The organism is Micromonospora sp. CB01531 (assembly GCF_001905095.1).
Classification (GTDB): Bacteria; Actinomycetota; Actinomycetes; order Mycobacteriales; family Micromonosporaceae; genus Micromonospora.
This window is the reverse complement of record NZ_LWLS01000001.1, coordinates 211,327-233,063: the sequence shown is the minus strand read 5'-3', so window position 1 is coordinate 233,063 and position 21,737 is coordinate 211,327. Positions and strand designations below refer to the sequence as shown.

Below are 21,737 nucleotides of genomic sequence, written 5' to 3'. Positions count from 1 at the left end.
GCGGGCGGGTCACAGGGCCGGTGGGGCGAACGTGCCGACCGTGGACTCCAGCGCGGCGGCCACCCGGTACATCCGGTCGTCCGCCATCGTCGGGGCCATGATCTGCAGACCAACCGGAAGCCCCTCGGAGAGGCCGCACGGGACCGAGATGGCCGGCCCGCCGTACAGGTTGGTCGGGATGGTGAACAGGTCCGCCAGGTACATCTGGTACGGGTCGGAGGTACGCGCCCCGATTGGGAAGGCCACGAACGGGGTGGTCGGCGAGATCAGCGCGTCCACCTGCTCGAACGCCGCGGTGAAGTCCCGGGTGATCAGGGTGCGGACCTTCTGCGCCTGCCCGTAGTAGGCGTCGTAGTAGCCCGAGGAGAGCGCATACGTGCCGATCATGATGCGCCGCTTGACCTCCGGGCCGAAGCCGGTCTCGCGGGTCAGCGACATGACCTCCTCCAGCGACCGGTTGCCGTCGTCGCCGACCCGCAGGCCGAACCGGACGCCGTCGAACCGGGCCAGGTTGGAGGAGCACTCGCTCGGCGCGATCAGGTAGTAGGCCGGCAGGGCGTACTTGAAGTGCGGGCAGGAGACCTCGACGATCTCGGCGCCCAGCTTCGCCAGCGCCTCCACCGACTCGCGGAACGCGGCCATCACACCCGGCTCGGCACCCTCGCCGGTGAACTCGGTGACCACACCGAGCTTCACCCCGGTCAGGTCGCCGGTCGCGCCGAGCTTCGCCGCACCCACCACGTCCGGCACGGTGGCCGGGATGGAGGTGGAGTCGCGCGGGTCGTGCCCGCCGATCACCTGGTGCAGCAGTGCGGCGTCCAGCACCGTACGGGCGCACGGACCGGGCGTGTCCAGCGACGAGGAGAAGGCGACCAGGCCGTACCGGGAGGTGCCGCCGTAGGTGGGCTTGGCGCCGACCGTGCCGGTGACCGCACCGGGCTGGCGGATCGAGCCACCGGTGTCCGAGCCGATCGCCAGCGGCGCCTCGAACGCGGCCAGCGCGGCGGCGCTGCCGCCACCCGAGCCGCCCGGGATCCGGGTCAGGTCCCAGGGGTTGTGGGTTGGACCGTAGGCCGAGTATTCGGTGGAGGAGCCCATGGCGAACTCGTCCATGTTGGTCTTGCCGAGCATCACCGTGCCCGCGTCGCGCAGCCGCTGCACGATCGTCGAGTCGTACGGCGGGCGCCAGCCCTCCAGGATCTTCGACCCGACCGTGGTCGGCACACCCTTGGTGGTGAGCACGTCCTTCACGGCGACCGGCACGCCGGCCAGCGGGCCCAGCTCCGCGCCGGCCGCCCGCCGCTCGTCGACGGTGCGGGCAGCGGCCAGCGCGCCCTCGGTGTCGACGTGCAGGAAGGCGTGGACCTGGTCCTCCACGGCGGCGATCCGGTCCAGGTGGGCCTGGGTCACCTCGACGGCGGAGGTCTCCCCGCTCGCCACGAGCCCCGCGATCTCCGTCGCGGTCAGCCTGGTCAGGTCGCTCATGAAGCCACATCCTCATCCAGGATCCGCGGGACGCGGAACCGCTGCTCCTCGGCGTCGGGCGCACCCGACAGCGCCTCCTGCGGGGTCAGGCACGGCGCCACCACGTCCTCCCGGAGGACGTTGGTCAGCGGCACCGAGTGGGAGGTCGGCGGGATGTCCGCCGCGGCGACCTCGCCGACCTGGGCGACCGACTGGAGGATCACGCCCAGCTGACCGGCGAACGTGTCCAGCTCCTCCTCGGTGACGGCGAGCCGCGACAGTCGCGCGAGGTGCGCGACCTCCTCGCGGGAGATGGCGGCCATCGGGTGCCCCCTTCGTGGCTGTCCTGCTGCGTCTTCGGTGTGCCGGCCGCGCGTTCGTCGGTGGCGATGACGCGCGGTGACCGGAGCGAGTCTATTGTCCTGCGGTCGCGTCGACGCCTCCGACTCCCCCTCCGGGCCCGTCACCGGGCCGGTCGGCGCGGCCCCTCCGCTTCCGCGGCCGCCATCGGGTGGACCGGGCGGTACCGGGACAGCCAGGCGACCAGCTCCTCGGCCGGCATCGGCCGGGCGTAGAACCACCCCTGGGCCACATCGCAGCCGGCGGCGTGCAGCAACCGCCAAGTGCGCTCGTCCTCCACGCCCTCGGCCACCACACGCAGCCCGAGCGCCCCGGCCAGCTCGATCATCGACCGGACGATCGCCGCGTCGTCCGGGTCCTCCGCCATCCCGAGGACGAACGACCGGTCCACCTTCACCTCGGACAGCGGCAGCCGGCGCAGGTGCTGCAACGACGAGTACCCGGTACCGAAGTCGTCCAGCGCGATGCCGACGCCGATGCGGTGCAGCTGGGAGATGCTGGCCAGCACCCGCCGTGGGTCGGCCATCAGGGCGCCCTCGGTAATCTCCACCTGGAGCCGGTCCGGCGGCACGCCGTACCGGGCCAGCCGGTCGGCGATCTGCTCGGCGATCTCGCCGGTGTGCAGATCACGGACGCTGACGTTGAGCGCGGCGCGCAGCGTGAGGCCGGCCGCCGACCACTTCGCCAACTGCTCCGTCACGTCGTCCACCACCCGGCGGGTGAGCAGCCGCATCACGGCGCTCTGCTCGGCGACCTGGATCAGCTCCCCCGGGTCGACCATGCCCCGGCGCGGGTGTCGCCAGCGCAGCAGCGCCTCCACCCCGACCACCTCGCCGGTCGCGATGGCGATCTGCGGCTGGTAGTACATGGTGATCTCGCCCGGATCCCCGGCCTGGTCGTCCCCGCCGCCGACCTTCCGGTCCGGGACCTCGCCGAGCGCCTCCGGAAACCGGTCACCGGCGACGCCCACCGACGCGTTGGCGCCGACCGTGCGGGCGGCCCGGCGGCGGATCGGATCGGCGTTCGTGACGATCCGGTTGATCAGCTCGTCCTCGTGCCGCAGGTCGACCCGGGCCGGTCGACGACGCAGCCGCCAGCGCCCCGACCCCTGGCCCGGCCGGGCAGCGACGCCGCGCCGGCCGCCGTTGCGGGCTACGCCGTCGGCCCGAGCCGGGGCGGGCAGGCCGGACGCGGTGGCGAGGGCGGCGCCGTCGCCACCGCGTACGCCGGGCGGTGCCGCGACGGGCGAGGTCGGCGTGCTCTCCAGCACCCGGCGCAGGTCGGCCAGGAGGCCGAGCCGTTCCGCCGAGTTGTGGTCGGACTCGGCCGCGTAGACGGCGACGGTGTCGTTGCGGTGCTTGGCGTCGTACATGGCCACGTCGGCGTGGCGCATCAGGGTGGCGAAGTCCTCGCCGTGCTCCGGGAACATCGCGACGCCGATCGAGCCGCCCACGTCCAGCGGCAGCCCGTCCAACGGGACCGGCTCGGCGAGCGCGGCGACCACCCGGTCGGCCAGTTCCCGGGCCTGGTCGGCACCGGTGAGCCGGGGTACGACAATGGCGAACTCGTCGCCGCCGAGGCGGGCCACCAGGTGATCCTCGTCCACCACGTCGGTCAGCCGGGCGCTCACCTCGACCAGCAGCCGGTCCCCCACCGCGTGCCCGAGGGCGTCGTTGACGTGCTTGAACCGGTCCAGGTCGAGCAGCAGCAGGGCGAGGTGGGCGTCCGGCTCGCTCCGGGCGGCCCGCTCGGCGTGCAGGTGCACCTGCTCGGCCACCTCGGCCAGCAGCGCCTTGCGGTTGGGCAGCCCCGTGAGCGGGTCGAGGGCGGCCAGTTGCTCCTGCTCGGCGGAGAGCCGGGCCATCCGGTAGACGGCGAAGAGCGGCACCAGCACCAGTGGGATCAACGCGGCGCTGGCCCGGGCGGCGGCGACCAGCACCGGGGCGAGCAGCAGCAGCGAACCGGTGGAGAGCAGCTCGTAGGCCAGGCCGAGGCGGACCCGGGGCCACCAGCGGGCACCGAAACGCAGCCGGATCGCGAAGGTGACCAGGCCGTAGTTGACCGCGAACCAGGCCGCGGCGGCACCGCCCACCGCCGCGACGTCCGCCCAGTGCAGCTGCCCGCCGTCGAAGAGGTCGCCGGCACCGAGCCGGGTGACCAGGAACGCGGCGCCGAGCGCGCAGGCGTACTGGGCGGCGTTGAAGCCGGTCCGCCAGAGGGCGTACCCGAGCCGCCAGCCGGAGACGGCCACCGCCACGGCCTGCACGGCGACGGCCGGGCCGAGCCCCCAGCCGAGCAGGATCGCGAAGGTGAAGCAGGTCGACGGGAAGACCGCCGAGGTCCGACGCCGGCCGGGCGGGACGAACGGGCGGGCGTCACAGGCGACGGCGAGCGCCGCCATGGTCCAGAAGGCCGGCGGCATGTCCGACAGCCGTTCCGGCAGCCCGGCCAGCGGTCCGGCCGAGACGAGCACGGCCAGCACCCCGACCACGGCGACGAAACCGAAGAACGGCGTACCCCGCCCGGGCGGCACGGAGTTACGCGGGTCGCCGGTCTCCATCGCACCTCCCGGGAGCGGCCCTCGGGCGTGCGCCGTCACACGCCGTACGCCAATGAAACGCCCTCAGGCCCGGATTCCCGCCGCGACAGTCACGAATCGGTCGTAGTCGTAATTAACTTGGTATCCGCGCCTCGACCTCGCGGAGATCCACTTCGAGCCCGCCCTCACTCCTCGACGCGGGCCACCGCCCGGGCCGCGTCCGGGCCGGACTCCAGCAGCACCCGGAACCCCGCCTCGTCGAGGACCGGCAGCTTCAGGCTGGCCGCCTTGTCGGCCTTGGACCCCGGGTTCTCCCCCACCACGACGAAGCCGGTCTTCTTAGAGACCGAGCCGGTGACCTTGCCGCCCCGGCTCTGGATCGCCTCGGACGCCTGGTCGCGGCTGAACCCGGCCAGGGTGCCGGTCACCACCACGGTTACCCCTTCGAGGGGGCGCGGCCCCTCCTCGCCGGCCTCCTCGGCCATCCGCACGCCGGCCTCGGCCCACTTGCGCACCACCTCGCGGTGCCAGTCGACGGCGAACCACTCCTTGATGCTGGCGGCGATGGTCGGGCCGACCCCGTCCACCGAGGACAGCTCCTCCTCGCTGGCCGCCTCGATCGCCGGGACGGACCGGAAGTGCCGCGCGAGGGCCTGCGCCGCGGTCGGGCCGACGTGCCGGATGGAGAGCGCCACGAGCACCCGCCACAGCTCCCGCTCCTTGGCCACGGCCAGGTTCTCAAGCAGCTTTGTGGCGTTGCTGCCGAGGCTGCCGTCCTTGTTGACGAAGAACGGCGAGCGGGCGAGTTGCTCGGCGTCGAGGTGGAACAGGTCGCCCTCGTCCTGGATGATCCCGGCGTCGAGCAGCGCGGCGGCACCCTTGTAGCCGAGCACCTCGATGTCGAAGCCGCCCCGGCCGGCCAGGTGGAAGACCCGCTCGCGCAGCTGCGCCGGGCAGCTGCGCGAGTTGGGGCAGCGGATGTCGACGTCGCCCTCCTTGGCCGGCGCGAGCGCCGTGCCGCAGGACGGGCAGGTGGTCGGCATGACGAACGGGTGGGCGTCGGCGGGGCGCAGGTCGACCACCGGGCCGAGCACCTCGGGGATGACGTCGCCGGCCTTGCGCAGCACCACGGTGTCGCCGATCAGCACGCCCTTGCGCTCAACCTCGCGGGCGTTGTGCAGGGTGGCGTACGCGACGGTGGAGCCGGCCACCTTGACCGGCTGGAGGACGGCCCGGGGCGTCACCCGGCCGGTCCGCCCGACCTCGACGTCGATGTCGAGCAGCTTGGTGTTGACCTCCTCCGGCGGATACTTGAAGGCGATCGCCCAGCGTGGCGCGCGGCTGGTCGAGCCGAGCCGCCCCTGGATGGAGACCGGGTCGACCTTGACCACCACACCGTCGATCTCGTGCTCGACGTCGTGCCGGTGCTCGGCGTAGTAGGCGATGTACTGGGCCACCCCGGCGAGGTCGGGCACCACCCGCCAGCGGTCGCTGGTGGGCAGCCCCCATGCCTTGAGCGCCGCGTACGACTCGGACTGGGCCGTCGGCTGGAAGCCGTCCCGGGCGCCGATGCCGTGCACCACCAGGCGCAGCGGGCGGGAGGCGGTGATCCGGGGGTCCTTCTGGCGCAGGCTGCCCGCGGCGGCGTTGCGCGGGTTGGCGAACGGCGCCTTGCCCTGCTCGACCAGGCCGGCGTTGAGGTCGGCGAACGCGGCGACCGGGAAGTAGATCTCGCCGCGCACCTCCAGGAGGTCGGGCACGTCCGGGAAGTCGTCGGACGGGGTCAGCCGGCCCGGCACGTCCCGGATGCTGCGCACGTTGGCGGTGACGTCCTCGCCGGTGCGCCCGTCGCCCCGGGTGGCGGCCCGGACCAGGCGGCCCTTCTCGTAGGTCAGGTTGATGGCCAGCCCGTCGACCTTGAGCTCACAGAGGTAGGGCGCCGGGCCGCCGGCGTCCCGCTCGACCCGCTCGGCCCAGGCGGCCAACTCCTCGTCGGCGAAGGCGTTGTCCAGCGAGAGCATCCGCTGGGCGTGGGTGACCGGGGTGAAGTCGGTGGAGAAGGTCCCGCCGACCCGCTGGGTCGGCGAGTCGGGGGTGCGCAGCGCCGGATATTCCTCCTCCAGCGCCTCGAGCTCGCGCAGCAGCTTGTCGAAGTCCGCGTCCGGGATGGTCGGCGCGTCGAGCACGTAGTAGCGGTACTGGTGCTCGGTGAGCTCCTGGCTCAGCGTGGCGTGCCGCTCCCGGGCCTCCGGAGTCGGCTCGGCGCCCGCCGCCGCCTCCTGGGCGGGGCTGACCGTCTGGGGAACCGCGTCCTCGGACACGCTGCCGCTCTCGGACACGCTGGTCGACCTCCCGTGATCGTGTGACCTCCGCACCGTAGCGGGCAGGGCTGACAACCGTCCTCCCACCCGCCCTGACCAGGCACGCGACACCAGCATGCGCCGAGCCCCCGGCCCCCGACCACCCGCCGGTTCACCGGGCGGGGCGGATCGGTCAGTCGTGGGGGGTGGCGAGAGTGGTGAGCTGGTCGGCGTACTCGATGCGGGTGGACCAGTCGGCGGGCCACGCGGACATGCCACGGGCGGCGCCGAGGAAGGCGCCGGCGAGCGCGGCGATGGAGTCGGAGTCGCCGGCGGTGGTGGCCGCCCGGGCCAGCGCACCGACCGGGTCGTCGGCGTGCCGCAGCGCGCAGAGCAGCGCCGTCGCCAGGGCCTCCTCGGCGATCCAGCCCTCCCCGGTGAGCCGGCACGGGTCGCCGCCGTCGTCCGCGCGGGCCAGCGCCGTGTCGAGCCGGCCGAGTACCCGCAGGCACTCGTCCCACCCCCGGGCGATGAACTCCTCGGGCGTCGCCTCGCCGGGGCGCTGCCACAGGTCGCCGAGCCAGTCGGCGCGGTAGACCGTCCGCTGCTCCCGGGCCCGGGCGGCGAGCAGGTCGGGCAGGTCGGTGAGCGCGGCGCCGGCGCGCAGCAGCCGGACCGCGTACGCGGTCAGCTCGCTGGCCGCCAGGCCGGTCGGGTGACCGTGGGTCAGGCCGGCCTGGAGCTGGGCCAGCCCGGCGAGCGTGTCGAGGTCGACGTCGAGCAGCCCGACCGGGGTGACTCGCATGTTCGCCCCGCAGCCCTTCGAGCCGGCGACCGTCGCCTGCTGCCAGCGGACGCCCCGGTCCAGCTCGGCGCAGGCCCGCAGGCAGGTCATTCCCGGCGCGCGGTTGTTGTCCGGGCTGACCGCCCAGGCGCGGAACCGCTGCCGTAGCAGCGGCTCCACCACCTCGGGCGTGTACGCGGGCGCGTCGTGCAGCGCCCAGGCCACCGCGAGCGCCATCTGGGTGTCGTCGGTGACCAGCGCCGGGTCGCCGGTCAGCTCCCGCGGGCCGGCCGGGCCGTAGCGGCGGACGATCTCGGCGACGGTCAGGAACTCGGTGGGCCGGCCCAGCGCGTCGCCGTAGGCGAGACCGAACAGCGAACCGGAGGCGCGGCGCGGCGAAGAGTCGATCACGGTGGCGATCATGCACCGCCGCCGCAAGCCGCGCCGCCCGCGGTCAGTCCCAGCAGAGGCAGAACGGATGCCCGGCCGGGTCGGCGTAGACCCGGAAGCCCTCACCCTCGCCGGGCAGCCGCCGCGCGCCCAGGGCCAGCGCCGCCTTCTCCGCGGTCTCGATGTCGTCCACCGTCACGTCGAGGTGGAACTGCTGCGGCCGGTCCGGGTCGGGCCAGTCCGGCGCGCGCAGGCCGGGCGCCTGCTGGAAGGCGATCCGCGGCTGGTGCCCCGGCGGACCGCCGAGCACCACCCATTCGTCGCCGTCGGAGTTGTCCTCGATCAGCGGGAGGCCGAGCAGCTCCGCGTAGAAGCCGGCCAGCGCGCGCGGATCGGGGCAGTCGATCACCACGGAACGCAGCTGTCCAATCATGCCGGTCATCCTGCCCGGTAGCTACGACAGGAAACCTCACTCCTCGGCCAGCCGTCGGCCGGCGTCCCGGCACGCCGCGAGGACCGCCCGGGTGTACCCCGGGGTGGCCCCGGCCAGGCCGCAGGCGGGGGTGACCACCACCTGCTCGGCGAGCCGGCGGCGGGGGAAGCCGAGCTGGTCCCAGACCCGGCGTACCCGGTCGGCGACCTGGGCCGAGGTGGGGGCGCGACTGCCGGGCGGCGGCAGCGTGGGCGCGGCGCCGGCCAGCAGCCCGAGCCCGGCGTCGATCGCCTCGCCGAGCGGGTCCAGGTCGGTGAGCAGTCCGAGGTCGAGGGCGACGCCGGCGGCCCCGGCGGCCCGGATCAGCTCCAGCGGCACGTCGGGCGCGCAGCAGTGCACCAGGGTCGACACCCCGGTCGCCTCGATCACGTCGCGCAGCAGCGCCCTGGCGACCTCCGGTTCCACCGCGCGGTAGGTGCCGAAGCCGCTCTCGGTGGGCACCCGGCCGGCCAGTACCGCCGGCAGGGACGGCTCGTCGAGCTGGAGCAGCACCGACGCCCGGGGCAGCCGGCGGGCCACCGCCTCGACGTGCCCGCGCAGCCCCTCGGCGAGCGAGCCGGCGAGGTCCCGTACCGCGCCCGGGTCGCGGATCATCCGACCGCCGATCGGCAGCTCCACCGACGCGGCCAGGGTGAACGGGCCGGCCGCCTGGACCTTGACCGGGCCGGCATACTCCTCGGCCTGCTCGGCGAGCTGGTCGAGGTCGCGCTCCATCAGGTCGCGGGCGCGGCGCAGGTCCTTGCCGGGGCGCGGCGCGACCCGCCAGCGGGCCGCGAACAGCTCGACCGGCAGCTCGACGAGCAGCCCAGCGGTCCGGCCGATCAGGTCGGCACCGGGACCCCGGGCGGGCAGCTCCGGCAGGTGCGGCAGGGCGGGCAGCTCGCCGAGCACGATGCGCTGCGCCTCGGCGATGTCGGTGCCGGGCAGCGAACCGATGCCGGTCGCCGCCCCGGCGGGCCAGGGCCAGGGCTGATCACTCACCGCCGCAGACTATCCCGCCGCGGCCCGGCATCGGCGGGAAGCCTGCGGCCGCCGGGGCCTCGATGGCTGGCGACCCCACCGCGCGCCGCCGCGCCGGGTTTCGCCGGTCCGCGCCGATTGGGGCCGGCGATCGCCCACGGTCGCGACTTGCCAAGCGGTCGTCGCGACGTGGCCCACCGGTCGATGTGCGATCCCGCCGCACCCACCGCACCCGCCGAGCCAAGGACCACTCCAGCGGACGCTACGAACTTGATGATCCGAATGACTCAAGGACGCGGCACCGCCACGCGTGTGACCCAGGGACGCGGCACCGCGACGCGGGTGACCAGGGACGCGGGCGCCGCGGGAGCTGGCGGACGTGCCGGGGCCTGGGTTGACCATGCTGGAGCGGACCGGCGAGAGGGCCTATCGCACCCCACCGTCCCGCCACTCGGTGCGGGTCTGAGTCGTTTACGACATCAAGTTTTGTAGCGTCGGACAAGGCCAATTCCAGGTGGCCGGACCGACGATGAGGGTGCCGGAAAGACCTGCAGCCACCGCGGGGACGGCAATGACGCGGTCCGCCTCGCCACAGCCGTTCTCGCGCCGATCGGGCGGCTCAGCCGGTGATGGTGGCGGAGCCGAGCACCACGTCCCCGGCCGGGTCCGGCCGGTATGCCACCACGGCCTGCCCGGCGGCGACCCCGCGTACCGGGCGCCGCAGCTCGGCGTGCAGCCCGTCGGCGTCCAGCGACACGGTCGCCGGCACCACGTCGCCGTGCGCTCGCAACTGCACCTCGCACTCGACCGGGCCGGCAGGCCGCTCGCCACCGGTCCACACCGGGCGGGTGGCCCGCACCTGGGAGACCTCCAGCGCCTCGGCCGGCCCGACCGTCACGGTGTTGGTCTTCGGGGTGATGGAGAGCACGTAGCGGGGGCGGCCGTCCGGGGCGGGCCGGTCCAGGTGCAGGCCGCGCCGCTGCCCGACGGTGTACTGGTAGGCGCCGTTGTGGCTGCCCACCACCGCGCCGGTGAGCGCGTCGACCACCTCGCCGGGGGCTTCCCCGAGCCGCTCGGCCAGGAAGCCCCGGGTGTCGCCGTCGGCGATGAAGCAGATGTCGTGCGAGTCCGGCTTGTCGGCCACCGCGAGGCCGCGTCGGGCGGCCTCCGCGCGTACCTCGGCCTTGGTGGAGTCGCCGAGCGGGAAGATCGACCGGTCGAGCTGTGCGCGGGTCAGCACCGCGAGGACGTACGACTGGTCCTTGGCCAGGTCGACGCTGCGCCGCAGCAGACCGTCCGGGCCGAGCCGCGCGTGGTGGCCGGTCACCACCGCGTCGAAGCCGAGCGCCACCGCCCGGTCCAGCACCGCAGCGAACTTGATCTTCTCGTTGCAGCGCAGGCACGGGTTCGGGGTACGGCCGGCCGCGTACTCGGCGACGAAGTCGTCCACCACGTCCTCGTGGAAGCGGTCGGCCAGGTCCCAGACGTAGAACGGGATGCCGAGCACGTCGGCGGCCCGACGGGCGTCCCGGGAGTCCTCGAGGGTGCAGCAGCCCCGGGCGCCAGTGCGGTAGGTCTGCGGGTTGCGGGCCAGCGCCAGGTGCACTCCGGTCACGTCGTGCCCGGCCTCCACCGCGCGCGCCGCCGCCACGGCGGAGTCCACCCCGCCCGACATCGCCGCCAGAACCCTCACCGGCTCACTCCCCTCGTCCTCACCGAGGGTATCCGGGTCAGCGGGGAGTGCGGAGAGCGGCCGCGCGGCGGGCCCGCTCCACGGCGGCCGGCAGCGCGGCGATCAACGCGTCGACCTCCGCCCGGGTGCTGGTGTGGCCGAGGGTGAACCGCAGCGACGAACGGGCCCGATCGTCGTCGGCGCCCATGGCCAGCAGCACGTGCGAGGGCTGGGCCACCCCGGCCGAGCAGGCCGAGCCGGTCGAGCAGGCGATGCCCTGGGCGTCGAGGAGGAGCAGCAGCGCGTCCCCCTCGCAGCCGGGGAAGGAGAAGTGCGCGTTGCCGGGGAGCCGCTCGACCGGGTCGCCGTTGAAGATCACCTCGGGGACCGCCTGCCGGACCCGTTCCACCAGCTCGTCGCGGAGGGCGGCGACCCGGGCCGCGTACTCCTGCTGGCCCTTCACGGCGGCCTCGACGGCGACCGCGAAGGCCACGATGCCGGCGGTGTCGAGGGTGCCGGAGCGGACATCGCGCTCCTGGCCGCCGCCGTGCAGCACCGGGGTGGCGGCGACGTCCCGGGCGAGCAGCAGGGCGCCGACCCCGGTCGGACCGCCGAGCTTGTGCCCGGTGACGGTGAGGGCGGAAGCGCCGCTCGCGGCGAAGTCGACCGGCACCTGCCCGACCGCCTGGATCGCGTCGGTGTGGAACGGCACCCCGTGCTCGGCGGCGACCGAGGCCAGCTCGGCGACCGGCTGCACGGTGCCCACCTCGTTGTTGGCCCACATGGCGGTGACCAGGGCCACCCGCTCGCCGTGCGCGGCCAGCTCGGCGCGGAGCCGCTCCGGGTCGAGCCGGCCGGCGGCGTCGACCGGCAGCCAGCCGACCTCGGCGCCCTCGTGCCCGGCGAGCCAGTCCACCGCGTCCAGCACGGCGTGGTGCTCGACGGCGCTGGAGACCACCCGGGTCCGCCCGGCGTGGGCGGTGCGGCGGGCCCAGAAGATGCCCTTCACCGCGAGGTTGTCGCTCTCGGTGCCACCCCCGGTGAAGATCACCTCGGAGGGGCGGGCACCGAGGACGGCGGCCACCCGCTCGCGGGACTCCTCCACCCGCCGCCGGGCGCGCCGGCCCGCCGCGTGCAGCGACGACGCGTTGCCCACCTCGCGGGCCGTGGCGACGTACGCCTCGAGTGCCTCGTCGAGCATCGGGGTCGTCGCCGCGTGATCCAGGTATGCCATCCCGCTCAGCCTAACGGCCCAGCGTCGTGCCGCCGGATGCCGGACCGCCCGTCGATCCCGGGCCACGCCGGATGTTCCCAGTCGGTACGCTGAACGGGCCCACGTCGCCGACAACTCGCCGAGGGCATCCCTGACGGGCTGATCGGCGGGCCGGCTCAGCTCCCCGGCCCGCCGATCAGCTCCTTTCGGTCACTTCCGCTTGCGGATCTCCTCCGCGGCCTGCGGGACGACCTTGAACAGGTCGCCGACCACGCCGAAGTCGGCCAGCTCGAAGATCGGCGCCTCGCCGTCCTTGTTCACCGCGACGATGGTCTTCGAGGTCTGCATGCCGGCCCGGTGCTGGATCGCGCCGGAGATGCCCAGCGCGATGTAGAGCTGCGGGGAGACCGTCTTGCCGGTCTGGCCCACCTGGAACTGGTGCGGGTAGAAGCCGGAGTCGACCGCCGCGCGGGACGCGCCGACGGCGCCGCCGAGCAGGTCGGCCAGCTCCTCGACCAGCTTGAAGTTGTCCGCGTTGCCGACACCGCGACCGCCGGAGACGACGACCGAGGCCTCGGTGAGCTCGGGGCGGGAGCCCTTCTGCTCGGCGACCCGCTCCACGACCTTGGCGAGCTTGTCGGCGTCGCCGACCGTGACGGTGAGCTGCTCCACCGCCGGGCTGGCCGGGGCCGGGGCCGGGGTGAGCGAGTTCGGCCGGACGGTGACCAGCGGCAGCCCCTTGGTGACCTTGGACTTGACGATGGTGGAGCCGGCGAACGCGACCTGCGTCGCGGTGCCGTCGGCGGCGAGGGCGACCACGTCGGTCAGGATGCCGTTGTCCAGCTTGACCGCCAGGCGGGCGGCGATCTCCTTGCCCTCCTGCGACGAGGCGAGCAGCACGGCGGCCGGCTGCACCCGCTTGACCAGCTCGGCCACCACGGTGGCCTTCGGAGCCACCAGGTAGCCGTCGATCTCCGCACCCTCGGCGGCGTAGATCTTCTCCGCGCCGTACTCGCCCAGCTTGGCGCTCAGCGCCTCGGCGGCACCGGCGCCACCGAGCACGACCGCGCTCGGGGTGCCCAGCTCGCGGGCGAGGGTGAGCATCTCCAGGGTGACCTTCTTGACGCCGAACTCCCGGGTGGCTTCGACGACGACGAGAACCTCAGACATGTCCAGACCTCTCACACGAACTTCTCGGTGGCGAGGAACTCGACCAGCTTCACGCCGCCCTCGCCCTCGTCGCTGATCTTCTCGCCGCCGGAGCGCGGCGGGCGCTTGGTGTGCTCGAGCACGGCGCTGGTCGCGCCGTCGAAGCCCACCTCGGCGGGGGCGACGCCGAGGTCAGCCAGGGAGAGCGTCTGCACCGGCTTCTTCTTGGCGGCCATGATGCCCTTGAAGGAGGGGTAGCGCGGCTCGTTGATGGTGTCCCAGACGGAGACCACGGCCGGGGTGGCGGCGGTGACCACCTCGTAGCCCTCCTCGGTCTGCCGCTCGACGGTCAGGGTGGAGCCGTCGACGGTGAGCTTGCGCGCGCCGGTCAGGGCGGCGACACCCAGCCGCTCGGCGATCATGTGCGGGAGGACCTGGACCCGGCCGTCGGTCGACTCGGCGCCGCAGATCACGAGGTCCGCGCCAAGCTGACCGAGGGCGGCGGCGAGCACCTTCGAGGTGGCCACGGCGCAGGATCCGTGCAGGGCGTCGTCCACCACGTGCACGGCCTTGTCCGGGCCCATGGAGAGCGCCTTGCGGATCGACTCGGTCGCCCGGTCCGGACCCATGGTCAGGATGGTGACCTCGCCGCCGTGCGCCTCCTTGATCTTCAACGCCTCCTCGATGGCGTACTCGTCCATCTCGTTGATGACGTTGTTCGCCGAACCGCGGTCGACGGTGTTGTCGTCAGAACGCAGGTTGCGGTCCGCGCCCGAATCGGGCACCTGCTTGACGAGTACGACGATGTTCATCGCGCTTCGACGACCCTCCTGTTTGGTGTAGCGATCACTCGCCCGGTCACGGGCGCAGCCTCCCGCGTGACTTAACGATCGGTCAACTGCGGGCTGCTGTGCGGTTGCCCACGGGGCCTATGTTACCCACAAGTAGCATCGCCCCTCCGGGTGCTCAGAGTGACACAGGTCACCGTGCGCCGGAGTGCCGGGTAGGCTCACAAATCGGGAGGTGAGGCATATGCCCGAAAACGGCGTTTCACTGGGTCGGCGCGACCCGGCGGGAGGCGTGCGGACCTCCCGCCGGCCCTGCCGCCGGATGATCCCGGACACCTACCGGTGCGCCTGCGGCCGCGTCCGCGACCGCTGTGTCCGGGCCAGCGTCCGCGCGCTCTGGTCCGCCGAGCCGGTCAGGCGGGCCCGGCCAGCGCACCCCTGATCTTGTCGATCACCGCCGCCTCACTGGTCGACTTCCCCCGGTGGGCCTGCGCCACCCGCTCCGCCGCGGCCAGCACCACCGACCGGTACGTCTCGACGTCCGCCGGCGACTTCGCCCGCAGGATCTCCACCGCCCGGCGCAACGCGGGCAGCACCGTCGCCTCGATCTCCAGCGCGGAGTCCCGGGGCAGTTGCGGCAGCCGGCCCGTGGTGAGCGCCTCCTTCACCACCCCGCTGGCGTCGCCGAGCGCCCCGGACGCCGCGAAGCTCTCCCGCAGCAGGGACAGCATTCCCGGCTCGGCGTTGGAGACCAGGAAGACCGCGCCGAAGGCTCCGGTCCTGAGCGTCAGCCGCTCGTCCTCCGTCAACGGTTCCATGATCACGGAGTGTAGACGTACGGAGTGGTCGTGGTGACCGCGACAAGCCCCAGCCGCTCCAGGATCGGGCGGCTGTCCGGCGAGCAGTCGACCTGCACCAGCGTCTTGCCGCGCTGCTCGGCCAGCCGCGCCCGGTACGCCACCAGCGCCCGGTAGATGCCCTTGCCCCGCCACTCGGCCAGGGTCGAGCCGCCCCAGAGCGTGGCGAAGCTGGTGTCGGGCAGATAGCGCACCCAGCCGGCGCTGACCACCACGCCGCCCGCCTCGACCACCACCACCGTGATCGACTGCGGGTCGGCCTCGATCTCCTTCGCCAACCCGGTGACCAGGTGGCTCCGATCGTCGTTCCAGACCGCCTCCTCCATCGCGGCGATCCGCTCCAGGTCCTCCCGGGCGGTCACCTCACGCAGGCGTACCCCCTCGGGCAGGACCGGGACGGCGGCGGCCAGGGCCGCGACCGGACCGACCACGACGGTCTCCAGATCCTCCGGCACGAAGCCGGCAGCGCTCAGCCGGTCGCCCAGGTCGGTCGGCTCGTCGTGGCCATTCAGCTTCCACTCGACCGCCTCGCCCCGGCCGCGGAAGAACTCGACCTGCCGGGCGATCAGCGCGTCCAGCTCCGCGCCGGCCAGCCCGTCGAGCGTCCGGTACGTGATGAACCCGCGATGGTCCAGGCCGACGATGCGGACCAGCGGGCCGTCCCGCTCGACGGTCACGCCGGCCCGCGGCGGGTTCGGGATCTCCGGGCGGATCTGTGCGTCATAGGCATCGCGCAGGCTTCGCGCGTCAAGATCAGTCATCCCTCCAGGCTAGGCACCGGGTAAAGCGGATAATCGACGACATGTGGGAGGCGATCAGGCGCTGGTTCGACCCGCGCGAGCTGCGATCGGTCGGCACCAAGCCGGACTACCGCTTCTCCCTGGCCAACGAGCGGACCTTCCTGGCCTGGCTGCGTACCGGCCTGGCGCTGATCGCCGGCGGGCTGGCCGCCGCGCAGTTCCTGCCCCCGCTCCCCCTGACCCACCTGCGCGAGGCGATCGCCATCGCCCTGCTGCTGCTCGGCGGCACGGTCGCGGTCCGCGCGGTCGACCACTGGGCGCGTACCGAGCGGGCGATCCGGCTGGGCGAGGAACTGCCCGCGTCCCGCTTCCCGGCGATCCTGGCCCTCGCCGTCGCCGTCGGCGCGCTGCTGCTGGTGGTCGCGGTCCTCGCCCGGGCGATCCGATGACCGGCGACCCCGGACTCCAGCCGGAACGGACCCGGCTGGCCTGGCGGCGTACCCTACTGACCCTCACCGGGGTCACCGTGCTGCTGGTCCGGCTGGCGCTCACCGGCGGCGCCACGGGCGCTGCGCTGGCCGGGCTCGCCGTGCTGGCGTGGCTGGGCGCGCTCGCGGTGAGCTGGCGGCGGGCCACCGGCACCGGGGTATGGCGGCCGCCACGCTGGTCGTTCCCGCTGACCGCGCTGACCGCTGCAGGTCTCGCGCTGCTCGGCGTCGTGCTGGTGGTGGCCGGGCTGCGCTGACCGGCGTCAGTGGTCCATGATGTCCGGCATGTATCGCCTGTACGGGCTCCTCTTCCTGGCCCAGGTCGTGCTCGCCGTCTGCGCACTGATCAGCTGTCTCTCCGCCGAGGAGGGTGAGATCCGGGCGCTGCCCCGCATCGCCTGGGTGCTCATCATCCTGTTCTTCCCGCTGATCGGTTCGGTCGCCTGGTTCGCCGCCGGGCGGGAGCACACCGGTCGCCGACCCCGCACCCCCTGGCCGATGGGGAACGGGTTCTCCGAACAGGACCGCCGCCGGCCGGTGGCGCCGGACGACGACCCGGCGTTCCTGTCCTCCCTGGCCGAGCGGTCCCGCCGCGACGACCAGGAACTCCTCCGGCGCTGGGAGGACGACCTGCGCAAGCGCGAGGAGGAGCTGCGCCGCCGGGAGGGCGACCGGGACCGGCCGGAGGTCTGAGCCCGCTGGCAGTCCGCTCACCCCGACGACCCGACCGCCGTCGCCGGTCACTCCGGCGACGGCGATCGCCGGCCGCGGATCAGGCCAGGTTGGACGAGCGGGGGTACGCGTCGGACGGGTCGGTCAGCACGTTGACCAGGTACGGTACGCCGGCGTCGAAGGCGCGGGTCAGAGCCGGGCCGAGGTCGGCGGCCTTCTCCACCGTCTCGCCCGCGCCACCGAGCGCCTCGACCACCTTGTCGTAGCGCAGCCCGGGCTGGAGGTCGGCGGCCACGTCGTAGCCGTACATGGCCCGCATCGGGTGCTTCTCCAGCCCCCAGATGCCGTTGTTGCCGACCACGATGACCACCGGAAGCTGCTGCCGGACCAGGGACTCCACGTCCATCAGCGAGAAGCCGGCGGCGCCGTCGCCCATCAGCACGCAGATCTGCCGGTCGGGGTAGCTGACCCGGGCTCCTATGGCGTAGCCCATGCCGGTGCCGAGGCAGCCGTACGGGCCGGGGTCGAGCCAGGTGCCGGGTTGCGCCGGCTCCAGGTACTTCCCGGCGTACGACACGAAGTCGCCGCCGTCGCCGATGGTGATCGCGTCGGCGGCGAGCACCCGGCGCAGCTCGCCGTAGACCCGGGCCGGGCGGATCGGGTCCGTCTCGGCGGCCATCTCCTCGGCGTCGCGGGCCTTCGCGGCGTCCTCCGCGGTGCGCAGCTGGGCGATCCAGTCGGCGTGGTCGGCCCGGTCGCCTGAGTGCTCGGCGAGCGCGGTGAGGATGAGCCGCAGGTCGCCGGCGGGGCTGACGGCCGGCCGGACGTGCCCGGCGCGCTGGCTCGGCGCGTCCACGATGTGGACGACCTGCGCGTCGCCGAAGTCACCGAAGCTCAGCCGGAAGTCCAACGGGGTGCCGACGACCACGACCACGTCGGCGCCCTTGAGGGCGACCCGACGGGCCTTGGCGAAGGCCAGCGGGTGCTCCGGCGGCAGCGCGCCCCGCCCCATGCCGTTGGTGAAGACCGGCACCTGGAGGGACTCGGCGGCGGCCCGCAGGGCCTCGGTCGCGTCGCCCGCGTACACGTCGGAACCGGCGATGATCACCGGGCGGGCGGCGCCGGCGATCAGGCCGGCGGCCCTGGCGACCTCGTCCGGGTCCGCGTCCAGCGGGGCGACCGGGCTGACGGCCGGCAGGTCGGCGTCGCCGACCGAGAAGACCGCTTCGAGGGGGAAGTCGAGAAACACCGGGCCGCGGTGCGGGGCGAGCGCCGCGGTGAGGGCGGCGGTGACCGCGCGCGGGATGTCGTCGGCGCTGAACACCGTCTCGGCGTACTTGGTCACCGGGGCGACCAGGGGCAGGTGATCCATCTCCTGCAGGCTGCCGGAGCCCCAGCGGAACTGCGGGGCCCGCCCGCCCAGCACCAGCACCGGGGAGGCGTTGAAGAAGGCGCTGGTCAGCCCGGAGACACCGTTGGTCACGCCGGGGCCCGCGGTGAGCACGGCCAGGCCGGGGCGGCGCTGGAGCTTCGCCACGGCCTCGGCGGCGAAGACGGCGGACTGCTCGTGCCGGACGTCGTAGATCGGGAAGCCGGTCCGGTGCGCGGCGTCGTAGAGTGGAAAGACGTGTCCGCCGGAGAGGGTGAACATCTCCCGTACGCCGTGCGCGCGCAGCGCCGCCAGCGCCAGTTCCCCGCCGTGCCCCTCGACCCGTTCCGTCATCGCCACTCCCCTTCGTCCCAGGACCGGAGGCACACGTTACTGGCCGGTAGGCGGAATGTGAACCGGCCTCGGGCCGGCGACGGAGGTGCGCCGCCGACCCGGGGGCAGGCGGCTCAGCGGCCGGTGAAGCCTGGCTTGCGCTTCTCGACGAACGCGGCCATACCCTCGCGCCGGTCGTCGGTGGCGAAGAGCGCCGCGAAGAGCTGGCTCTCCCAGGCCAGGCCCGAGTTGAGGTCCATGTCCAGGCCACCGTCGACGGCCAGCTTGGCGGCCCGCAGGGCCTGCACCGGGCCGGTCAGGAACGGCTTCACGTAGGCGACGGCGGCGTCGTAGACCTCGGCGGCCGGGACCACCTGGTCGGCCAGGCCGATCCGCAGCGCCTCCTGCGCGTCGACCATCCGGCCCGTCATGATCAGGTCCTTGGCCCGGGCCGGGCCGACCAGCCGGGCCAGCCGCTGGGTGCCGCCGGCGCCCGGGATGATGCCGAGCTTGATCTCCGGCTGGCCGAGCTTCGCGTCCTCGGCCACCACCCGCCAGTCACAGGCCAGGGCCAGCTCGCAACCGCCGCCGAGAGCGTACCCGGTGATCGCGGCGACCACCGGCTTCGGGATCCGGGCGATGGCGCCCAGCGCGCTGGAGAGGTCGGCGGCGCGGGCGGCCATGTCCACGTAGGACATGTCGGCCATCTCCTTGATGTCCGCGCCGGCGGCGAAGACCTTCTCCCCGCCGTACACGATGACGGCGCGGACCTCGGCGTCCGCGGTGGCCTCGGTCGCGGCGGCGCGCAACTCCTCCTGCACCTGGGTGTTGAGCGCGTTCATCGGCGGCCGCTCCAGCCGGATGGTGCCGATGCCGTCCTTCACTTCCAGCCTGACGAACTCGCCCACGCTGCCCTCACTTCCTCGTCGAAGTCGCGTGCCAACCTTACGGCCCGGGTCGTTGGGGCAAGTAGTCTGGTAGCTGCCCTGCCACCGGGAGTAAGGCCATGATCACCTATTACGACGACAGGTCCGTGCAGGTCACCTCGACCGCCGTGCGCGTCGACGGCCGGACGTTCCCGCTCGCCGAGATCAGCGTGGTGTGGCACCGCCGAGGCAGCCGCTCCTGGCGGGTACTGGCCGGCCGGGGCGCCATCGGGGCGGCCCTCGCCGGGCCGGTGGCGGCCGCCGTGCTCGGGGTCGCGCTGGCCATCTGGCTGCGGCCCGCGCCGGTGGTGACGATCGCCATCGTGGGCGCCTCCGTGCTCGTCGGCCTCGGGGTCGGGCCGCTCGCCGACGTCCTCTTCGAACACCTCGACCGGTCGTACGACCGGGGCAGCCGGGAACTGGAGATGTGGGCGCGCTGGCGGGGCCAGCCGGTGCGGCTGCTGCGCAGCGGCGACGCGCTGCGCTTCGGCCAGATCTACCGGGCGGTGCAGCGCGCCATGGAGAGCGGGCAGGTGCCCCGCCGTCAGAAGGCGATCGGCTCGTCCGGCAGCAGCCCCAGGCCGCGCAGCAGGCCATAGGTGTCCTGCTCGCCCCAGAACTGGACGATCCGCCCGCCGGCCAGCCGGTACATCTTGCAGGCGCTCTGCACGGTCGTCGCCCCCGTGGCGTCCCGCCGGTACGTCTGCGCCAGCGAGACGACCACCCGGTCCTCCGCCGCGAAGATCTCCAGGATCTCCTGGTCGACGACGGTCAACCCGGGCGAGGAGACGGCGACCTCGGGGTAGTGCCGGCCGCGCACCGCCGTGCCCGAGCCGTAGATCTCCACGTCCTCGGCGACCACCTCGGCCAACTCGGCCAGGTCCTTGCTGACGAACGTCCGCAGGTACCGACGGACCACCTCGACGTTGCGCTCCTGCTCGCTGGGGCCGCCGGGGCACCGGCGCCGTTCGGGCCCGTCATGCGCCCGGACGCTACCCGGCCGGTCGTGTTTCCGTTGTCCCCGCGGCCGGTCGGGGTTTGGAGCCGGAACCCCGAGCCCGGACCGCCAACGCGGCTCTCGCCAGCACCCGGGGCTTGAAACCGGGTGGTTAATCTGAGTGATGACCCTCTATTACCGGGACGACGCGGTACAGGTCACCTCCGAGGCCATCCACGCGGGCGGGCACGTCGTCACCCTCGCCGACGTCACGTACGTCTGGCACGCGCGCGGACCGACCACCCTGGCCGTGCGGTCCCGGGTCCTCGGCCGCGGCGTCCTGGTCCTGCTCCTGTCGCTGCCGCCGCTGGTGGCCGTGGTCTGCGTACTGTCCCTCGCCTGGGCCGCACAGGACCGGGGCAACTGGCAGCTCGCCCTGGTCGTCCTGGCCGGCTGCGCGGTCGCCGCGCTCGCGCTCACCCCCTTTCTGGAGGCGCCGCTCGGCTGGCTGGACCGCTCCTACGACCGCGGCAACCGGGTGCACGAGCTGTGGGTGCAGCACCACGGGCGGGAGGTGATGCTGCTGCGGACACCGGACGCGCTGCGGTTCGGGCAGATCTACCGGGCGGTGCAGCGCGCCGTCGAGCAGCAGGGCGAGCGCCGCTGACCGCTCCACCCGGCGACGCTGGTCGGGGCAACGCACACTGGTGGGCATGGCGATTTCCCTCCCCCGCCCCGGCGCCGTCGTCGGGCTCACCCGTTCCGCCCTGGACCAGGCGCTCGGCTCGGCCGCCGCGTTCGCCGCCGTGCCGGCCCGTGCCTTCGCGGTGCTCGACGACGTGGAGGCGCTGCTGCGCCGGATCAACGGGGTGGTCGACCGGATCGAGGGCACGCTCGACCGCACCGACCGGGTGCTCACCGACGCGGAGGCCGCGGTCCGGGAGGTCGGGGTGATCAGCGCCGCCGCCACCGGCGCCATTGAGACGGCCACCGAGGTCGCCACGGCCGCCGCCGCAGTGGTCGGCGAGGCCGACGCGGTGGCCCTCAGCCCGGAGGAGGTGACCGCCGCGATCCGGCTGGTCGACGAACTACCGAAGCTGAAGGAGCACCTGACCTCGGACGTGCTGCCGATCCTGGCCACCCTGGACCGGGTCGGCCCCGACCTGCACGACCTGCTCGCCGTCACCCGCGACCTCAAGCTCGCCGTCGCCGGCATCCCGGGCCTCGGCATGCTCCGCCGCCGCGGCGAACGCCTTGTCGACGACCCGACCGACCGGGACGCCGCAGCCAACTGACCGGGCCG

22 protein-coding genes are annotated in these 21,737 nt (G+C 73.7%); 6 read left to right on the top strand and 16 right to left on the bottom strand.

Annotated features, from left to right (window positions below):
- Nucleotides 1-9 precede the first annotated feature (9 nt).
- From gatA to A6A27_RS01060, 13 genes are all read right to left on the bottom strand, one after another.
- Nucleotides 10-1,485, bottom strand: coding sequence for an Asp-tRNA(Asn)/Glu-tRNA(Gln) amidotransferase subunit GatA (gatA, locus tag A6A27_RS01120; RefSeq protein WP_073832436.1), 1,476 nt, complete (start codon nucleotides 1,483-1,485; stop codon nucleotides 10-12).
- The gene (gene gatC, locus A6A27_RS01115) at nucleotides 1,482-1,787 is read right to left on the bottom strand and encodes an Asp-tRNA(Asn)/Glu-tRNA(Gln) amidotransferase subunit GatC (protein ID WP_073832435.1); all 306 of its coding nucleotides are present in this window, start codon (nucleotides 1,785-1,787) and stop codon (nucleotides 1,482-1,484) included. The genes gatA and gatC overlap by 4 nt, the downstream gene beginning before the upstream one ends.
- A gap of 140 nt (nucleotides 1,788-1,927) precedes the next feature.
- Nucleotides 1,928-4,384, bottom strand: coding sequence for a putative bifunctional diguanylate cyclase/phosphodiesterase (locus tag A6A27_RS01110; RefSeq protein ID WP_073832434.1), 2,457 nt, complete (start codon nucleotides 4,382-4,384; stop codon nucleotides 1,928-1,930).
- Nucleotides 4,385-4,548: 164 nt separating this feature from the next.
- A complete protein-coding gene (gene ligA / locus A6A27_RS01105; RefSeq protein ID WP_073832693.1) occupies nucleotides 4,549-6,684 on the bottom strand; it encodes an NAD-dependent DNA ligase LigA in 2,136 nt (711 codons plus the stop codon).
- Between the two features lie 172 nt (nucleotides 6,685-6,856).
- Nucleotides 6,857-7,870, bottom strand: a complete 1,014-nt coding sequence (locus A6A27_RS01100; protein WP_073832433.1) for an ADP-ribosylglycohydrolase family protein — start codon at nucleotides 7,868-7,870, stop codon at nucleotides 6,857-6,859.
- A gap of 31 nt (nucleotides 7,871-7,901) precedes the next feature.
- Nucleotides 7,902-8,270 (bottom strand): VOC family protein, encoded by a 369-nt coding sequence (locus A6A27_RS01095; protein ID WP_198940144.1) that lies wholly within the window; start codon nucleotides 8,268-8,270, stop codon nucleotides 7,902-7,904.
- A 36-nt stretch (nucleotides 8,271-8,306) separates the two neighbouring features.
- The gene (locus A6A27_RS01090; RefSeq protein WP_073832431.1) at nucleotides 8,307-9,311 is read right to left on the bottom strand and encodes a methionine synthase; all 1,005 of its coding nucleotides are present in this window, start codon (nucleotides 9,309-9,311) and stop codon (nucleotides 8,307-8,309) included.
- Between the two features lie 598 nt (nucleotides 9,312-9,909).
- The gene (mnmA, locus tag A6A27_RS01085) at nucleotides 9,910-10,983 is read right to left on the bottom strand and encodes a tRNA 2-thiouridine(34) synthase MnmA (RefSeq protein ID WP_073832430.1); all 1,074 of its coding nucleotides are present in this window, start codon (nucleotides 10,981-10,983) and stop codon (nucleotides 9,910-9,912) included.
- 37 nt (nucleotides 10,984-11,020) lie between these two features.
- Nucleotides 11,021-12,196, bottom strand: a complete 1,176-nt coding sequence (locus A6A27_RS01080) for a cysteine desulfurase family protein (protein WP_073832429.1) — start codon at nucleotides 12,194-12,196, stop codon at nucleotides 11,021-11,023.
- Between the two features lie 189 nt (nucleotides 12,197-12,385).
- Nucleotides 12,386-13,345 carry an electron transfer flavoprotein subunit alpha/FixB family protein gene (locus A6A27_RS01075; protein ID WP_073832428.1) on the bottom strand — a complete coding sequence of 320 codons (960 nt, stop codon included), beginning with the start codon at nucleotides 13,343-13,345 and terminating at the stop codon, nucleotides 12,386-12,388.
- Between the two features lie 11 nt (nucleotides 13,346-13,356).
- Nucleotides 13,357-14,136, bottom strand: a complete 780-nt coding sequence (locus tag A6A27_RS01070; protein WP_073832427.1) for an electron transfer flavoprotein subunit beta/FixA family protein — start codon at nucleotides 14,134-14,136, stop codon at nucleotides 13,357-13,359.
- 389 nt (nucleotides 14,137-14,525) lie between these two features.
- Nucleotides 14,526-14,930, bottom strand: a complete 405-nt coding sequence (locus A6A27_RS01065; protein ID WP_073832426.1) for a hypothetical protein — start codon at nucleotides 14,928-14,930, stop codon at nucleotides 14,526-14,528.
- Nucleotides 14,931-14,932: 2 nt separating this feature from the next.
- Nucleotides 14,933-15,730, bottom strand: a complete 798-nt coding sequence (locus A6A27_RS01060; RefSeq protein ID WP_073832425.1) for a GNAT family N-acetyltransferase — start codon at nucleotides 15,728-15,730, stop codon at nucleotides 14,933-14,935.
- A gap of 41 nt (nucleotides 15,731-15,771) precedes the next feature.
- Here A6A27_RS01060 and A6A27_RS01055 point away from each other — a divergent pair, with 41 nt between their 5' ends.
- Genes A6A27_RS01055 through A6A27_RS01045 form a run of 3 tightly spaced genes read left to right on the top strand, consistent with a single transcriptional unit; the run spans nucleotide 15,772 to nucleotide 16,890 of the window.
- A complete protein-coding gene (locus A6A27_RS01055) occupies nucleotides 15,772-16,158 on the top strand; it encodes a YidH family protein (RefSeq protein ID WP_073832424.1) in 387 nt (128 codons plus the stop codon).
- On the top strand, nucleotides 16,155-16,454 hold the full coding sequence (locus tag A6A27_RS01050; RefSeq protein WP_073832423.1) for a DUF202 domain-containing protein: 300 nt from the start codon (nucleotides 16,155-16,157) through the stop codon (nucleotides 16,452-16,454). The genes A6A27_RS01055 and A6A27_RS01050 overlap by 4 nt, the downstream gene beginning before the upstream one ends.
- Before the next feature lie 28 nt (nucleotides 16,455-16,482).
- Complete coding sequence (locus tag A6A27_RS01045) at nucleotides 16,483-16,890, top strand: PLD nuclease N-terminal domain-containing protein (protein ID WP_073832422.1); 408 nt, start codon at nucleotides 16,483-16,485, stop codon at nucleotides 16,888-16,890.
- Between the two features lie 79 nt (nucleotides 16,891-16,969).
- Here A6A27_RS01045 and A6A27_RS01040 read toward each other — a convergent pair whose 3' ends face one another.
- Both A6A27_RS01040 and A6A27_RS01035 read right to left on the bottom strand, forming a co-directional pair.
- Complete coding sequence (locus A6A27_RS01040; protein WP_073832692.1) at nucleotides 16,970-18,592, bottom strand: acetolactate synthase; 1,623 nt, start codon at nucleotides 18,590-18,592, stop codon at nucleotides 16,970-16,972.
- A gap of 113 nt (nucleotides 18,593-18,705) precedes the next feature.
- On the bottom strand, nucleotides 18,706-19,479 hold the full coding sequence (locus A6A27_RS01035; RefSeq protein WP_073832421.1) for an enoyl-CoA hydratase/isomerase family protein: 774 nt from the start codon (nucleotides 19,477-19,479) through the stop codon (nucleotides 18,706-18,708).
- A 98-nt stretch (nucleotides 19,480-19,577) separates the two neighbouring features.
- On the opposite strand from A6A27_RS01035, the gene A6A27_RS01030 reads away from it, so the two are divergent.
- Complete coding sequence (locus A6A27_RS01030; protein WP_073832420.1) at nucleotides 19,578-20,096, top strand: DUF6232 family protein; 519 nt, start codon at nucleotides 19,578-19,580, stop codon at nucleotides 20,094-20,096.
- On the opposite strand, the gene A6A27_RS01025 is transcribed toward A6A27_RS01030, so the two are convergent.
- Nucleotides 20,042-20,416 carry a nuclear transport factor 2 family protein gene (locus tag A6A27_RS01025; RefSeq protein WP_241825020.1) on the bottom strand — a complete coding sequence of 125 codons (375 nt, stop codon included), beginning with the start codon at nucleotides 20,414-20,416 and terminating at the stop codon, nucleotides 20,042-20,044. The two genes, A6A27_RS01030 and A6A27_RS01025, sit on opposite strands and share 55 nt — an antisense overlap.
- 202 nt (nucleotides 20,417-20,618) lie before the next feature.
- On the opposite strand from A6A27_RS01025, the gene A6A27_RS01020 reads away from it, so the two are divergent.
- Both A6A27_RS01020 and A6A27_RS01015 read left to right on the top strand, forming a co-directional pair.
- A complete protein-coding gene (locus A6A27_RS01020; RefSeq protein ID WP_073832419.1) occupies nucleotides 20,619-21,101 on the top strand; it encodes a DUF6232 family protein in 483 nt (160 codons plus the stop codon).
- Nucleotides 21,102-21,147: 46 nt separating this feature from the next.
- On the top strand, nucleotides 21,148-21,729 hold the full coding sequence (locus A6A27_RS01015; protein ID WP_073832418.1) for a hypothetical protein: 582 nt from the start codon (nucleotides 21,148-21,150) through the stop codon (nucleotides 21,727-21,729).
- Nucleotides 21,730-21,737: the final 8 nt, after the last annotated feature.